Source organism: Paraburkholderia panacisoli, from assembly GCF_008369935.1.
GTDB lineage: Bacteria > Pseudomonadota > Gammaproteobacteria > Burkholderiales > Burkholderiaceae > Paraburkholderia > Paraburkholderia panacisoli.
Genome location: NZ_VTUZ01000027.1, coordinates 23,221 through 38,118 on the forward strand (window position 1 = coordinate 23,221; position 14,898 = coordinate 38,118).

At 61.3% G+C, this 14,898-nt stretch carries 15 protein-coding genes and 1 tRNA gene; all 16 read right to left on the minus strand.

Annotated elements, in window-relative coordinates; translation table 11 throughout:
* Positions 1 to 3: 3 nt before the first annotated feature.
* On the minus strand, positions 4 to 2,070 hold the full coding sequence (gene nuoL / locus FVF58_RS31695; RefSeq protein WP_149673721.1) for an NADH-quinone oxidoreductase subunit L: 2,067 nt from the start codon (positions 2,068 to 2,070) through the stop codon (positions 4 to 6).
* A gap of 17 nt (positions 2,071 to 2,087) precedes the next feature.
* A complete protein-coding gene (nuoK, locus tag FVF58_RS31700) occupies positions 2,088 to 2,393 on the minus strand; it encodes an NADH-quinone oxidoreductase subunit NuoK (protein ID WP_149673722.1) in 306 nt (101 codons plus the stop codon).
* A 20-nt stretch (positions 2,394 to 2,413) separates the two neighbouring features.
* Positions 2,414 to 3,100: an NADH-quinone oxidoreductase subunit J gene (locus FVF58_RS31705; protein ID WP_149673723.1), complete on the minus strand. Its 687-nt coding sequence runs from the start codon at positions 3,098 to 3,100 to the stop codon at positions 2,414 to 2,416.
* A gap of 203 nt (positions 3,101 to 3,303) precedes the next feature.
* Positions 3,304 to 3,792, minus strand: a complete 489-nt coding sequence (gene nuoI, locus FVF58_RS31710; protein WP_063495298.1) for an NADH-quinone oxidoreductase subunit NuoI — start codon at positions 3,790 to 3,792, stop codon at positions 3,304 to 3,306.
* Positions 3,793 to 3,806: 14 nt separating this feature from the next.
* Positions 3,807 to 4,871, minus strand: coding sequence for an NADH-quinone oxidoreductase subunit NuoH (gene nuoH, locus FVF58_RS31715; protein ID WP_149673724.1), 1,065 nt, complete (start codon positions 4,869 to 4,871; stop codon positions 3,807 to 3,809).
* On the minus strand, positions 4,872 to 7,205 hold the full coding sequence (gene nuoG, locus FVF58_RS31720; RefSeq protein WP_149673725.1) for an NADH-quinone oxidoreductase subunit NuoG: 2,334 nt from the start codon (positions 7,203 to 7,205) through the stop codon (positions 4,872 to 4,874).
* A 126-nt stretch (positions 7,206 to 7,331) separates the two neighbouring features.
* On the minus strand, positions 7,332 to 8,660 hold the full coding sequence (gene nuoF / locus FVF58_RS31725) for an NADH-quinone oxidoreductase subunit NuoF (protein ID WP_149673726.1): 1,329 nt from the start codon (positions 8,658 to 8,660) through the stop codon (positions 7,332 to 7,334).
* On the minus strand, positions 8,657 to 9,142 hold the full coding sequence (gene nuoE / locus FVF58_RS31730) for an NADH-quinone oxidoreductase subunit NuoE (protein WP_149673727.1): 486 nt from the start codon (positions 9,140 to 9,142) through the stop codon (positions 8,657 to 8,659). The genes nuoF and nuoE overlap by 4 nt, the downstream gene beginning before the upstream one ends.
* A 131-nt stretch (positions 9,143 to 9,273) precedes the next feature.
* Positions 9,274 to 10,527: an NADH-quinone oxidoreductase subunit D gene (locus FVF58_RS31735; protein WP_149673728.1), complete on the minus strand. Its 1,254-nt coding sequence runs from the start codon at positions 10,525 to 10,527 to the stop codon at positions 9,274 to 9,276.
* A gap of 9 nt (positions 10,528 to 10,536) precedes the next feature.
* Positions 10,537 to 11,139 (minus strand): NADH-quinone oxidoreductase subunit C, encoded by a 603-nt coding sequence (locus FVF58_RS31740; RefSeq protein ID WP_149673729.1) that lies wholly within the window; start codon positions 11,137 to 11,139, stop codon positions 10,537 to 10,539.
* 23 nt (positions 11,140 to 11,162) lie between these two features.
* The gene (locus FVF58_RS31745; protein ID WP_006052903.1) at positions 11,163 to 11,642 is read right to left on the minus strand and encodes a NuoB/complex I 20 kDa subunit family protein; all 480 of its coding nucleotides are present in this window, start codon (positions 11,640 to 11,642) and stop codon (positions 11,163 to 11,165) included.
* 63 nt (positions 11,643 to 11,705) lie between these two features.
* On the minus strand, positions 11,706 to 12,065 hold the full coding sequence (locus FVF58_RS31750; protein ID WP_013339872.1) for an NADH-quinone oxidoreductase subunit A: 360 nt from the start codon (positions 12,063 to 12,065) through the stop codon (positions 11,706 to 11,708).
* Between the two features lie 162 nt (positions 12,066 to 12,227).
* Positions 12,228 to 12,312: transfer RNA gene (locus FVF58_RS31755), tRNA-Leu, on the minus strand.
* A 113-nt stretch (positions 12,313 to 12,425) separates the two neighbouring features.
* The gene (secG, locus tag FVF58_RS31760; RefSeq protein WP_149673730.1) at positions 12,426 to 12,812 is read right to left on the minus strand and encodes a preprotein translocase subunit SecG; all 387 of its coding nucleotides are present in this window, start codon (positions 12,810 to 12,812) and stop codon (positions 12,426 to 12,428) included.
* Positions 12,813 to 12,894: 82 nt separating this feature from the next.
* Positions 12,895 to 13,677 carry a triose-phosphate isomerase gene (gene tpiA, locus FVF58_RS31765; RefSeq protein ID WP_149673731.1) on the minus strand — a complete coding sequence of 261 codons (783 nt, stop codon included), beginning with the start codon at positions 13,675 to 13,677 and terminating at the stop codon, positions 12,895 to 12,897.
* 144 nt (positions 13,678 to 13,821) lie between these two features.
* A complete protein-coding gene (locus FVF58_RS31770) occupies positions 13,822 to 14,838 on the minus strand; it encodes an NAD(P)H-quinone oxidoreductase (protein WP_149673732.1) in 1,017 nt (338 codons plus the stop codon).
* Between the last annotated feature and the right edge of the window lie 60 nt (positions 14,839 to 14,898).

Consider the following 14,898-nt stretch of genomic DNA (forward strand, 5'->3'; position numbering starts at 1 on the left):
GCCTTATTTGCCGCCGAGCGTTACAAACAGGGTCAGGAGCCCCAACATGCCGAGAATCATGGCAAACGCGTAGTGGTAGATGTAGCCGGATTGGAGGAAACGGATCACGCCGGCAAACCACCCGATAAAGCGTGCGCTGCCGTTGACGATGCCGTCGATCACGACGACGTCGCCTTCCTTCCAGAGACCACGGCCAATTGCCACGGCGCCCCGTGCAAACACGACTTCGTTGATCTTGTCCATGTAGTACTTGTTATCGAGCAACGTGTAGATCGGGCCGAATGCGCGCTTGATCACAGCCGGCAGGTCCGGACGAACCAGATACAGGAACCACGCGACCACCACGCCCGCGAGCGCCAGCCAGACCGGCAGACCCGACACCGAGTGCAGACCCATCGACGCCCAGCCCTGGAACTCTTCGGCCATCTCGTGCAGCGCCGGATGGTTTTCGCTGATGTAGATCACCTTGTCGAACGCCACGCCATGCTGGAAGAAGTCGCCGAACAGCATCGGACCGACCCCGATCGCACCGATCACCACCGACGGTATCGCCAGCAGCACCAGCGGCAGCCACACCACCCACGGCGTTTCATGCGGCTCGTGAGCGTGGTCGTCGTGACCGTGGCCATGAGCGTCGTGGCCATGAGCGTGATGCCCATGCGCCGCGGCTTCCGCGCCCATCGGCGATTCCGGATGCTTCGGGTCGCGGAAGCGCTCCTTGCCGTGGAACACCATGAAGTACATGCGGAACGAGTACAGCGCAGTGACGAACACGCTCGCCACCACCGCGAAGTACGCGAAACCCGAACCCGGCAGATGCGACAGCTTTACCGCGTCGATGATCGAGTCTTTCGAGTAGAAGCCCGAGAAGAACGGCGTGCCGATCAGCGCCAGCGAACCGACCAGCGACGTGATCCACGTGATCGGCATGTACTTGCGCAGGCCGCCCATGTTGCGCATGTCCTGGTCGTGGTGCATGCCGATGATCACCGAACCCGCGCCGAGGAACAGCAGCGCCTTGAAGAACGCGTGCGTCATCAGGTGGAACACGGCGACGGAGTAAGCCGACGCGCCGAGCGCGACCGTCATGTAACCGAGCTGCGACAGCGTGGAGTACGCCACCACGCGCTTGATGTCGTTCTGGACGACCCCGAGGAAGCCCATGAACAGCGCGGTGATCGCGCCGATGACCAGGACGAACGACAGCGCCGTATCCGACAGTTCGAACAGCGGCGACATGCGCGTGACCATGAAGATACCGGCCGTCACCATGGTTGCCGCGTGAATCAGCGCGGAAATCGGCGTCGGGCCTTCCATCGAGTCCGGCAGCCAGACGTGCAGCGGGAACTGCGCCGACTTACCCATCGCGCCGATGAACAGGCAAATGCAGGCCACCGTCAGCAGACCCCAGTCCGTGCCCGGGAAGGTCAACGCGGCGAGTTCGGTGCGCTTCGCGAAGACGTCGCCGTAGTTCATCGAACCGGCGAACGCGAACAGCAGGCCGATGCCCAGCAGGAAACCGAAGTCGCCGACGCGGTTCACGATGAACGCCTTCATGTTCGCGTAGATCGCGCTCTCACGCTTGAAGTAGAAGCCGATCAGCAGGTACGACACGAGACCCACTGCTTCCCAGCCGAAGAACAGTTGCAGGAAGTTGTTGCTCATCACGAGCATCAACATCGAGAACGTGAACAGCGAGATGTACGAGAAGAAGCGCTGGTAGCCGTCGTCGTCGGCCATGTAGCCGATCGTGTAGATGTGCACCATCAGCGACACGAAGGTCACCACGCATATCATCATCGCCGTCAGCGAGTCGACCAGGAAGCCGATTTCGAATTGCGTCTTGCCGATCGCCATCCATTGATAGACGGTCGCGTTGAAGCTTGCGCCGTCCATCACCTGGAAGAACACGATGGCCGAGAGGATGAACGAGATCGCGACGCCGAGGATCGTGACCGAGTGCGCACCGGCTCGCCCTACCGCCTTCCCGAACAGTCCTGCAACCAGGCAACCGGCGAGCGGTGCCAACGGGATGGCCAACAGCAGGTTTTCATTGAGTATCGTGGACATAACCGCTTTTCCTGAAATTAACCTTTGAGCTGATCGAGATCCTCGACATTGATCGTGTCGAGACTACGGAACAGGGTCACCAGAATTGCGAGGCCGATCGCCGCTTCCGCCGCTGCAACCGTCAGCACGAAGAAGACAAAGATCTGGCCATGCACGTCGCCCAGATAATGCGAGAACGCGACGAAATTGGTGTTTACCGCGAGCAGCATCAGTTCGATCGCCATCAGGATGATGATGACGTTGCGGCGGTTCAGGAAAATGCCGACGACGCTGATCGCAAACATGATCGCGCCGAGGACAAGGTAATGGGCAAGGGTCAACATGATTTCTATCTCCTGTCCGCTCAGCTGTTTTTAGCAGGAGCCGACTCGGCCGCTGCTGCAGCTGCGGCGGCTTCTTCTGCCGCGACGGTTGCCGCGGTTTTCTCCGACGCCATCTTCACGATGCGTACACGGTCCTGCGCACGCACCTTGACCTGCGCGCTGACGTTCTGTCGCTTGCTGTCTTTCTTGTGGCTCGTGGTCAGCGCGATTGCCGCGATGATCGCCACTAGCAGCACGAGGCCGGCGATTTCGAACGCGAAGATGTAGTCGGTGTAGATGACCTTGCCGATCAGGCGCGTGTTCGACCAGTCGCCCATACCGTTCGCGGCCGCGGAGGTGTCGCGCAGCGCCGTGCCGGTTGCGCCGTAGCCGTGCCACAGGATCAGCGCGGTTTCGATCACGATGATCGCGCCCACCAGCGTGGCCATCGGCACGAAGCGTTTGAAGTCTTTGCGCAGCACGTCGAGATTGATGTCCAGCATCATCACGACGAACAGGAACAGCACCATCACCGCGCCGACGTAGACCAGCACCAGCAGGATCGCAAGGAACTCGGCCTCCAGCAGCATCCAGATCGCGGCTGCGTTGAAGAACGCCAGCACCAGAAACAGTGCGGACGATACCGGGTTGCGCGAGGTGATCACCTTCAGCCCCGAGACAACCAGGAGCAGCGCGAAGATGTAGAACAGTACGGTCGTGAATTCCATGATTACCGGTTCATCGTTAGGCCATCGTCAGGCATTGTTCTTTGGCACGCGTACTTGGCAAAGCGGGCGAAACCGCCCGAACTGCTGCACAGGTGCGCCGTGCCGCGGCGTTCAGGCCGCGGCGCTCGGCCCGACAACAGGCCGTGTTACTGCTTTTACTGCTGCGTTTACCGCCGCGTTTACTGCATTAACAGCGAAGCGCTTCAACGATACGGTGCGTCGGCTGCCTTATTCGCAGCGATCTCCGCTTCGTAGCGATCGCCGACGGCCAGCAGCATGTCTTTCGTGAAGTACAGGTCGCCGCGCTTCTCGCCGTGATACTCGAGAATGTGCGTCTCGACGATCGAATCGACCGGGCAGCTTTCTTCGCAGAACCCGCAGAAGATGCACTTGGTCAGGTCGATGTCATAGCGCGTCGTGCGGCGCGTGTTGTCTGCGCGTGTTTCCGATTCGATCGTGATGGCGAGCGCCGGGCACACCGCTTCGCACAGCTTGCAAGCGATGCAGCGCTCCTCGCCGTTCTCATAACGGCGCAGCGCATGCAGGCCGCGAAAACGCGGCGAGATCGGGGTCTTCTCTTCCGGGAACTGCACCGTGATCTTGCGCTGGAACGCATAACGTCCGGTCAGCGCGAGGCCCTTGAGCAGCTCCGTCAGGAAGAAGGTCTTGAAAAAGTTTTGGATTGCGGTCATGGGTTCATCCGCCCTTAATTCCAGATGTTCAACGGCGACATGATCCAGAAGCCGACTACCACCAGCCACACCACGCAGACCGGAATGAAAATCTTCCAGCCCAGACGCATGATCTGGTCATAGCGGTAGCGCGGGAACGTAGCGCGCGCCCAGATGAACACCGACAACAGCAAGAAAACCTTGGCGACGAGCCATACGATGCCCGGGATAAACGACAGGAAGCCGAACGGTGCGCTCCAGCCGCCAAGGAACAGGGTTGCAGCCAACGCCGAGATCACGATCATGTTGATGTATTCGGCGAGGAAGAACAGCGCGAACGCCATCCCCGAGTAGTCGATCATGTGGCCCGCGACGATTTCCGACTCGCCTTCCACCACGTCGAACGGGTGACGGTTCGTTTCGGCGATACCCGAGATGAAGTACACGACGAACATCGGCAACAGCGGCAGCCAGTTCCACGACAGGAAGTTCAGGCCGTGCGACGCGAAGAAGCCGTGCTCCTGCGAACTGACGATGCCCGACAGGTTCAGCGTGCCCGCCGTCATCAACACGACGACCAGCGCGAAGCCCATCGAAATTTCATACGAGACCATCTGCGCCGCGGCGCGCATTGCGCCGAGGAACGCGTACTTCGAGTTCGACGCCCAACCGGCGAGAATCACCCCGTACACGCCGATCGACGAAATCGCCATCGCGTACAGCAGACCCGCGTTGATGTCGCCGAGCACCGCGCCGGCCTGGAACGGAATCACCGCCCATACCGCGAACGCCGGCACCACCACCATGATCGGCGCGATCAGGTAAATCCAGCGGCTCGCTTGAGCCGGCTGAATCACTTCCTTGAGCAGGAGCTTCAGCACGTCGGCGATCGGCTGCAGCAGACCTGCCGGACCGACGCGGTTCGGGCCGAGACGCACGTGCATCCAGCCGATCAGCTTACGCTCCCACAGAATCAGGTAAGCCACGCACAGCAGGATCACGACGGCCACCACCAGGATGCGCACCAGCGCCCACACCGTGGGCCATGCCACACCGAGAAGCTGGGTGCCGCCCGAGTTGATCGTATCGAACAAGCTCATTTACGCCTTCTCCACCAGCAGTTCACCGAACAGGCTGCCCAGCGCCGCACCGGCAGGCGTAGCCGCCGATACGCGGACGACCGTCTCCGCAAGATTCGCGTCGCGCACGGCCGGCAACTGCACCGATTGCTCGCCCTGGCGCACGCGCACGGCGTCGCCTTCCTTCAAACCCAGTTTGTCGAACAGCGCGGCCGGCAAACCGACCGAGTTCGCCGCGCGTGCCGCCGCGGTGAGATGCAGCGATTGCGCGCGACGCACCAGCGCGTCGGCGTGATAGATCGGCACGTTGGCGATCCGCTCGAACTTGCCTTCCGCCGCCTTCGTCGACTTGCCGCGCGCGACCGCGACGCCGGTCTTGTTCGACAGGCGCGAGGTCAGCTCGCCGTCGCCCAGCGCGGCATTGCGCACTTCTTCCGCTGTGTCGAATTCGAAACCCGGCGCGCCGAGCAGGCTGCCCAACACGCGCAACACTTTCCACGCCGGGCGCGCGTCGCCCAGCGGACGCACCACGCCGTTGAACGTCTGCACCGTGCCTTCGGCATTGACGAACGTGCCGGCGGTTTCCGTGAACGGCGCGATCGGCAGCAGCACGTCGGCGTATTCGGCGCCGATCTGGAACGGCGACATCACCACGACCATTTCGGCCTGCTTCAGCGCGGCCAAAGCCTGCGCCGGATTGGCCGTGTCGAATTCCGGTTCGACGTTCAGCAACACATAACCCTTGCGCGGCTGCTCGAACACTTCGCGAGCGTTCAGGCCACCCTCGCCCGGCAGCGCGTTCACGAGATGCGCGCCGACCGTGTTGGCCGCTTCCGAGAGGAAGCCCAGCGTCGCGCCGGTCGCGTCGGCAATCCATTGCGCGGCCGCATGAATGACCGCGAAGTCCGGGTGACGGACCGCGCCGTTGCCGAGCAGCACGAGACGGCGTTCGCCTGTGGCGAGCGACTTCGCGACCTGCTTGTTGGCGTCGGTCGGCTGCGTGCCGCCGAATGCGTCCGGCAGCGCCACGCCGTTGGCTTCCGACACCGCGCCGGCAATGCCCGCCAACGCGTCGAGCCATGCCGACGGCGCCGCAACCACGCGTTTTGCTTGCGGAATCAGTGCGTCGTCGCTGGTGGCCTGCACGAGCGTGAGCTTCGCGCCGTTCTTCGCCGCCTGGCGCAGACGCGCTGCAAACAGCGGATGATCGCGGCGCAGATCCGAACCGATCACCAATGCGGCGTCGACGTTCGACAGATCGGCGATGGACGCGCCGAGCCACGGTGCACCGTTGACGGGTGCCGAGAAGTCCGACTGACGCAGACGGAAGTCGACGTTCGGCGTGCCGACTGCTTGCGCGAGCTGCTTAAGCAGAAACAGTTCTTCGACCGTGCTGTGAGCGCTGCCGAGCGCGGCCAGCGCGTTCGCGCCGTGGTCGCCCTTGATGCCCTTCAGGCCCTTGACCACGTACTCGAGCGCGGTCTGCCAGTCGGTTTCGACCCACTGGCCGCCCTGCTTGAGCATCGGATGCGTCAGACGTTCGGGGCTGTTCAGGCTTTCGTAAGAGAAGCGGTCCTTGTCCGAGATCCAGCATTCGTTGATGGATTCGTTTTCGAACGGCAGAACACGCATCACGCGATTGTTCTTGACTTGCACCACGAGGTTCGCGCCGACGGAATCGTGCGGGCTCACCGACTTGCGGCGCGACAGCTCCCACGTGCGGGCGCTGTAACGGAACGGCTTGCTGGTCAGCGCGCCGACCGGGCACAAGTCGATCATGTTGCCCGACAGTTCCGAGTCGACTGTCTTGCCGACGAACGACGTGATTTCCGAATGCTCGCCGCGACCCAGCATGCCGAGTTCCATCACGCCGGCGATTTCCTGGCCGAAGCGCACGCAGCGCGTGCAGTGAATGCAACGCGACATCTCTTCCATCGAGATCAGCGGGCCGACGTTCTTATGGAACACCACGCGCTTTTCTTCGCTGTAGCGCGATGCCGACTTGCCGTAACCCACGGCCAGATCCTGCAACTGGCATTCGCCACCCTGGTCGCAGATCGGGCAATCCAGCGGGTGGTTGATCAGCAGGAATTCCATCACGGCTTGCTGGCCCTTCACGGCCTTGTCCGACTTGGTGCGCACGATCATGCCCGCCGATACCGGCGTCGCGCATGCAGGCACGGCCTTCGGCATCTTCTCGACATCGACGAGACACATCCGGCAGTTGGCCGCAATCGACAGCTTCTTGTGATAGCAGAAATGAGGAATGTACGTGTCGACCTTATGCGCAGCCTGGATCACCATGCTGCCTTCAGGCACCTCTACTTTCTTGCCGTCTATTTCAAGTTCAACCATGATGGTCAATCTTCCTTAACCTGTTACCGCTCAATCGTTCCAGTTCATCGCCCGTTTTCAGGCGACGAATCCCGCGGTTGACGTATTCGTCTGGTGGGTAGCTAGTCAGCCATTCAGCTGGTCAACTCACGCAGCTACTGTTTCCGACGCCGCCGCCGCGCCGGCATGACCGCCGACGAGGCAATGCTTGTGGGCGACGTGATATTCGAATTCGTCCCAGTAGTGCTTGAGCATGCCGCGAACCGGCATGGCCGCTGCATCGCCGAGCGCGCAAATCGTGCGCCCCATGATGTTTTCCGCGACCGAGTTCAGCAGATCCAGATCTTCCGGACGGCCGAGCCCATGCTCGATCCGATGTACGACGCGGTACAGCCAGCCCGTGCCTTCACGGCAAGGCGTGCATTGACCACACGACTCTTCGTAGTAGAAATAGGACAGCCGCAACAGCGAGCGCACCATGCAACGCGTCTCGTCCATCACGATGACCGCGCCAGACCCGAGCATCGAGCCAGCCTTGGCGATCGAGTCGTAGTCCATGTCGGTTTGCATCATCATCTCGCCTGGCACCACAGGCGCCGACGAACCGCCAGGAATCACGGCCTTGATCTTCTTGCCGCCACGGATACCGCCCGCGAGTTCCATCAGCGTCGCGAACGGCGTGCCGAGCGGAATTTCATAGTTGCCCGGACGCTCCACGTCGCCGGACACCGAGAAAATCTTGGTGCCGCCATTGTTCGGCTTGCCGATTTCAAGGTAATTCTGCGCGCCGACTGCGAGCAGGAACGGCACTGCGGCGAACGTCTCGGTGTTGTTGATCGTGGTCGGCTTGCCGTACACGCCGAAGCTCGCCGGGAACGGCGGCTTGAAGCGCGGCTGGCCTTTCTTGCCTTCCAGCGATTCGAGCAGCGCGGTTTCTTCGCCGCAGATGTAGGCGCCGTAACCGTGGTGCGCATGCAGTTCGAACGAGAAGCCCGAACCCATGATGTTCTCGCCGAGGAACCCGGCGCGGCGAGCTTCGTCCAACGCTTGTTCAAAGCGCTTATAGACTTCGAAAATTTCGCCGTGGATATAGTTATAGCCGACCGTAATGCCCATCGCGTACGCGCCGATCGCCATACCTTCGATCAGCGAGTGCGGATTGAAGCGCAGGATATCGCGGTCCTTGAACGTGCCCGGTTCGCCTTCGTCCGAATTGCAGACGAGGTACTTCTGGCCCGGGAACTGACGCGGCATGAAGCTCCACTTCAGACCGGTCGGAAAGCCGGCACCGCCACGGCCGCGCAGACCCGACGCCTTGACGTCGGCGATCACCTGCTCGGGCGGAATCTTTTCTTCCAGAATGCGGCGCAGCTGGGCGTAACCGCCGCGCGCCACATAGTCTTCGAGATGCCAATTGTCGCCGTTCAGGCCGGCGAGAATCAGCGGTTTGATGTGACGATCGTGTAAAGACGTCATTTCGAAAGTTCCTCGAGCAGCTGGTCGATCTTCGCGCGGCTCATGAAGCTGCACATGCGATGGTTGTTCACCAGCATCACCGGCGCGTCGCCGCACGAACCCATGCACTCACCTTCTTTCAGGGTGAACTTGCCGTCGGGCGTGGTTTCGCCGAAGTCGATGCCGAGCTTCTGCTTCAGGTATTCAGCGGCGCTGTCGGAACCGCCGTCCGGACCGAGCTGGCAAGGCAGGTTCGTGCAGAGTGTGATCTTGTGTTTGCCGACCGGCGAGGTCTCGTACATCGTGTAGAAAGTAGCTACTTCCTGCACGGCGACTGCCGGCATGCCGAGATAGTCCGCGACGAACTGCATGAGTTCGGGAGACAGCCAGCCATGCTCTTCCTGAGCAGTGGCCAACGCCGACATCACGGCGGACTGTTTCTGATCGGCGGGATACTTCGCGATCGCACGATCGATTTCTTTCAGGCCTTCAGCTGAGATCATTTTCAGACACGACTCTTTCAATTCCTACCGAACGAAAACCCGTCGCTCACGTCACACTGCGACAGACCCGGCGTTCCTTTGCTTGACGCGCGCTTCGGTGCAATCTGAAGCCGCGCGCCGATGAATACGTCCTAGCGATCCACTTCGCCGAACACGATGTCCTGCGTGCCGATGATCGTCACGGCGTCGGCGATCATGTGACCGCGCGCCATTTCGTCCAGCGCGGACAGGTGCGCATAGCCCGGTGCGCGGATCTTCAGGCGATATGGCTTGTTCGCGCCGTCCGAGATCAGGTAGATGCCGAACTCGCCCTTCGGATGTTCGACAGCGGCGTACGCCTCGCCTTCGGGAACGTGGAAGCCTTCCGTGAACAGCTTGAAGTGGTGAATCAGCTCTTCCATGTTCGACTTCATACCGACGCGCGACGGCGGCGCAACCTTATGATTATCGATCATCACAGGGCCCGGATTCTTGCGCAGCCATTCAATGCACTGTTTCGCGATCCGCGTCGATTGGCGCATTTCTTCGACGCGAACCAGATAGCGGTCATAGCAGTCGCCGTTCACGCCGACCGGAATGTCGAAATCGAGCTTGTCGTAGACTTCGTACGGTTGCTTCTTGCGCAGATCCCACTCGATGCCCGAGCCGCGCAGCATCGCGCCGGTCATACCGAGTTGCAGCGCGCGTTCCGGGCTGACCACACCGATACCGACCAGACGCTGCTTCCAGATCCGGTTGTCGGTGAGCAGCGTTTCGTACTCGTCGACGCACTTCGGAAAACGCGTGAAGAAGTCGTCGATGAAATCCAGCAGCGAACCCTGGCGGTTCTCGTTCATCCGCGACAATGCCTTCGCATTGCGGATCTTCGAAGCCTTGTATTGCGGCATCGCGTCCGGCAGATCGCGATAGACACCGCCTGGACGATAGTAGGCCGCGTGCATCCGTGCGCCGGACACCGCTTCGTACACGTCCATCAGATCTTCGCGTTCGCGGAACGCATACAGGAATACCGCCATTGCACCGACGTCGAGCGCGTGCGCGCCGATCCACATCAGGTGGTTCAGCACGCGCGTGACTTCGTCGAACAGCACGCGGATGTATTTCGCGCGCACCGGTACGTCGATGCCGAGCAGCTTTTCGATCGCCATCACGTAGCCGTGCTCGTTGACCATCATCGACACGTAGTCGAGACGGTCCATATACGGCACGGACTGGATGAACGTTTTGGTTTCGGCGAGCTTTTCAGTCGCGCGATGCAGCAGACCGATGTGCGGATCGGCGCGCTGGATGACTTCGCCGTCCAGTTCGAGCACGAGGCGCAGCACACCGTGCGCTGCCGGATGCTGAGGACCGAAGTTGAGCGTGTAGTTCTTGATCTCTGCCATGGCGTTCTCTTAGTGTTTCAGACCGCCATAGCGATCTTCGCGAATCACGCGCGGCGTGATCTCCCGCGGCTCGATCGTCACAGGCTGATAGACGACGCGCTTCTCTTCCGGGTCGTAACGCATTTCGACGTAGCCGGAGACAGGGAAATCTTTACGGAACGGGTGACCGATGAAACCGTAGTCGGTCAGGATACGGCGCAGGTCCGGGTGGCCTTCGAAGACGATACCGTACAGGTCGAATGCTTCGCGCTCGTACCAGTTGACCGAATTCCAGATTTCGACGACGGACGGCAGGATCGGCACTTCGTCGTCCGGTGCGAACACGCGCAGACGCAAACGCCAGTTGTTCTGCACCGACAACAAATGCAGAACGGCCGCGAAACGCGGACCGTCGTAAGCGCCGTCGGCATAGGTCTGATAGTCTACGCCGCACAGGTCCACGCATTGCTCGAAACCGAGCGCACGGTCGTCACGCAGACGCGTTGCCACGTTGAGGTAGTCGCTTGCCTTCACGACGATCGTCAACTCACCGATTGCCTCGGTGGTGCTCAACAGGAGGCCGCCAAAGGCCGCCTCGAGGTTCGCTTTCAGGGTCTCGAGTTTGCTTGCCATATTGTGGGGAGGAGGCGTTGGCCTTATTGACGGGCGATGGTGTTGGTGCGGCGAATCTTGGCCTGCAACTGGATCACGCCGTACACCAGCGCTTCTGCGGTCGGCGGGCAACCCGGCACATAGACGTCGACCGGCACGATCCGGTCACAGCCGCGCACCACCGAATAGGAGTAGTGGTAATAGCCGCCGCCGTTCGCGCACGAACCCATCGAGATCACCCAGCGCGGCTCGGCCATCTGGTCGTAGACCTTGCGCAGAGCGGGCGCCATCTTGTTGCACAGCGTGCCGGCGACGATCATCACGTCCGACTGACGTGGACTCGGACGAAACACCACGCCGAAGCGGTCAAGGTCATAACGGGCAGCACCCGCATGCATCATCTCGACCGCGCAGCACGCAAGACCGAACGTCATCGGCCACAACGAGCCGGTGCGCGTCCAGTTGATCAGTTTGTCTGCCGTGGTGGTGACAAACCCTTCTTTCAAGACCCCTTCGATACTCATTTGCTTTCCACTCCAGACGGGGCGGCAAGCCTTGGCCACCCACGCAAACCGGCGATTAATCCATCATTCCCAGTCGAGGCCGCCTTTCTTCCAGATATAGGCAAAGCCCAGCAGGAATTCGAGCAGGAAAATCATCATTGCCATGAAGCCAGGCCAGCCGATATCGCGCAAGGCCACGCCCCACGGGAACAGGAACGCGGTTTCAAGGTCGAAAATGATGAAGAGAATGGCGACGAGGTAATAGCGCACGTCGAACTTCATGCGCGCATCTTCGAATGCTTCGAAGCCGCACTCGTACGGTGCGTTTTTCTCGGTATCAGGCTTGTTGGGACCAAGAATCTTGCCGATACTGACCAGCGCTACGCCTAAACCGGTGCCTACAACGAGGAACAACAAGACGGGGAAATAGGCTGCGAGGTTCAAGACTATCCTCTATCGGTTGGTTCTGAGTGCCGCCAAGAGCATAGCACTCCTGACGCGAAATCACTTCCGAAATGCACATGCCGCAAGTCCAACGCAAGCCGTGCCCTGAAAGTGAAAATGCCAGCCGAAGCGAAGCAAGCGGCTGGCATTTAGATAACATTTTGGTGCCGACGGCGAGACTCGAACTCGCACAGCTTTCGCCACTACCCCCTCAAGATAGCGTGTCTACCAATTTCACCACGTCGGCACTGCATGCAATCCGGGAAAACAACTTGTAAAACCCGCGAATCGCTTCAAGACTTGAATTGTAACTTGTTTAAACAGTTTGTTCAACGCACAAAAGGCACTTTGAACGAAAATTTATTTCGGCACGTCAGTCGCGGGGAGCGACGCAGCCGATGCCGGCGACGCAGCCAATGGAGCCGAGCCAGCGGCCGGCGCGGAAGCCGCGGATCCGGCAACCGGCGCGGTTACCGCCGCGCCCAGCAAGCCTGCGGAAGGCTTCGAGCGATACGCGCCGAGATAAGTGAGCGCCAGCGTCGTGACAAAAAACACTGCCGCGAGCACTGCCGTGGTCCGCGACAGGAAGTTGGCCGAGCCGGTTGCGCCGAACAGGCTGCCTGATGCGCCGCTGCCAAAAGCAGCGCCCATATCGGCGCCTTTGCCGTGCTGCAGCAAGACAAGGCCAATGACCCCGAGTGCCGACAACAGCTGAACGACGATAATCAATGTTTTCAAATACAGCATCACACTCACCTGAGTCTTTATTTAACCGCGTCACACACAACGTGTTCCACGGGATGGGGTCATCCTCGCCGAGACGCCCTGCTTAACCGGCGACGCTGGTTGCGGCCGCCGCCTTGCAGATCGCCAGGAAATCCTGGTCCTTCAACGACGCGCCGCCGATCAGGCCGCCGTCGATATCCGGTTGACGGAACAATTCTTCCGCATTTTCCGGCTTCACACTGCCGCCGTACAACAGCGGCACATCCGCCACCGCCTCGCCCTTTGCCGCCAGACGCGAACGCAGAAACGCATGGACTGCCTGCGCTTGTGCCGCGCTTGCGCTCTTGCCGGTGCCGATCGCCCAGACCGGCTCGTAGGCGACGACCAGACGGGCCGCCTCCTGCACCGACACTTTCGCCAGCACTTCGTCCAGTTGCGCGCCGACCACCTGCTCGGTCGAACCGGCTTCGCGCTCTTCGAGCGTTTCGCCCACGCAGACGATTGGCATCAAACCCGCTTCGAGCGCACGCTGCGTCTTGACCGCTACCAGTTCCGCGCTTTCGCGATGATAGGCACGACGCTCCGAGTGTCCGACGATCGCCAACGTTGCGCCGAAATCCGTCACCATCGGCGCAGCCACTTCGCCGGTATAGGCGCCATGCGTGAACGCGGATACGTCCTGCACGCCCCACACAACCGGACTGCCTTCGAGCAACGACTGAGTCTGCGCGAGATAGAGGCTCGGCACGCACACGCCGACACGCACGTCGGCCGGCAGTTCGCCCGCGCCTTGTGCCACGGCCTGCAACAGCGTGACATTCGCGGCGAGACGCCCGTGCATCTTCCAGTTACCGACTACCAGTTTGCCTCGTTGTTGTTTCGACATCGTCTCGTCTTGTTCCGTCTTGCGTGGCGGCGGACTTCGTTTGCGCCTACAGTCCGCCTTCCGGATTCATTCGGCGTGCGCAAAACGCGCAATTTTACTGCGTGGGGTGGATCGGGTCAAACCGACCGTGTCAACCCGGCCGTGTCAAGCGTCCTGACCCCAAGCCAGCACGATCTTGCCGACGTGCGTGCTGCTTTCCATCAGCGCATGCGCGTCGGCGGCCTGCGCGGCCGGGAACACGCGGTGCACCACCGGCTTGATGCGGCCCGCTTCGAGATGCGGCCACACGTGCTCTTTCAGTTGCGCGGCGATCTTCGCCTTGAATTCGATTGGCCGCGGACGCAGCGTCGAGCCAGTCACGGTCAAACGGCGGCGCAACACTTCGTTCAGGTTCAACTCCGCTTTCGCGCCACCCAGCAGCGCAATCAGCACGATGCGGCCACCCTCGGCCAAGGCCGTGAGTTCGCGCGGCACGTAGCTGCCCGCGACCATGTCGAGGACCACGTCGACGCCACGGTCGTTGGTCAGCGACTTGATCACTTCGACGAAATCTTCCGTCTTGTAGTTGATCGCCCGCTCGGCGCCCAACGCCTCGCACGCGCGGCACTTTTCATCGGAGCCGGCGGTCGCGAACACGCGATAGCCGAGCGCGTGCCCAATCTGGATCGCCGTCACGCCGATGCCGCTCGAGCCGCCCTGCACCAGCAGCGTTTCGTTCGGCGCGCCTTCGCCCTTGCCGAGTTGCGCACGGTCGAACACGTTGCTCCATACCGTGAAGAACGTCTCGGGCAACGAAGCCGCTTCGACATCCGACAAACCCGCCGGCACCGGCAGACATTGCAGCAGCGGCGCGGCCGCGTATTCCGCGTAGCCGCCGCCGGCCAGCAACGCGCAAACGCGATCGCCGATCTTCAGACCGAACGGGTTGTTCTTCTCGTCGATCGTGCCGCCGACGATCTCGCCCGCCACCTCCAGCCCCGGCAGATCGGATGCGCCCGGCGGCGGCGCATAGCCGCCCTTGCGCTGGAACACGTCCGGACGATTGATGCCGGACGCCGCCACCTTGATCAGCACCTCGCCCGCTTTGGGCTGCGGCGTGGGCCGCTCAGCCAGCTTGAGGACGTCCGGCGCACCGAATTCGGTGATTTCGATCGCTTTCATCTGCGTCAACTCCAAGATTGGATTGCGTTGCATACCCTTGCGTACCCGTTGCTCGTCGCG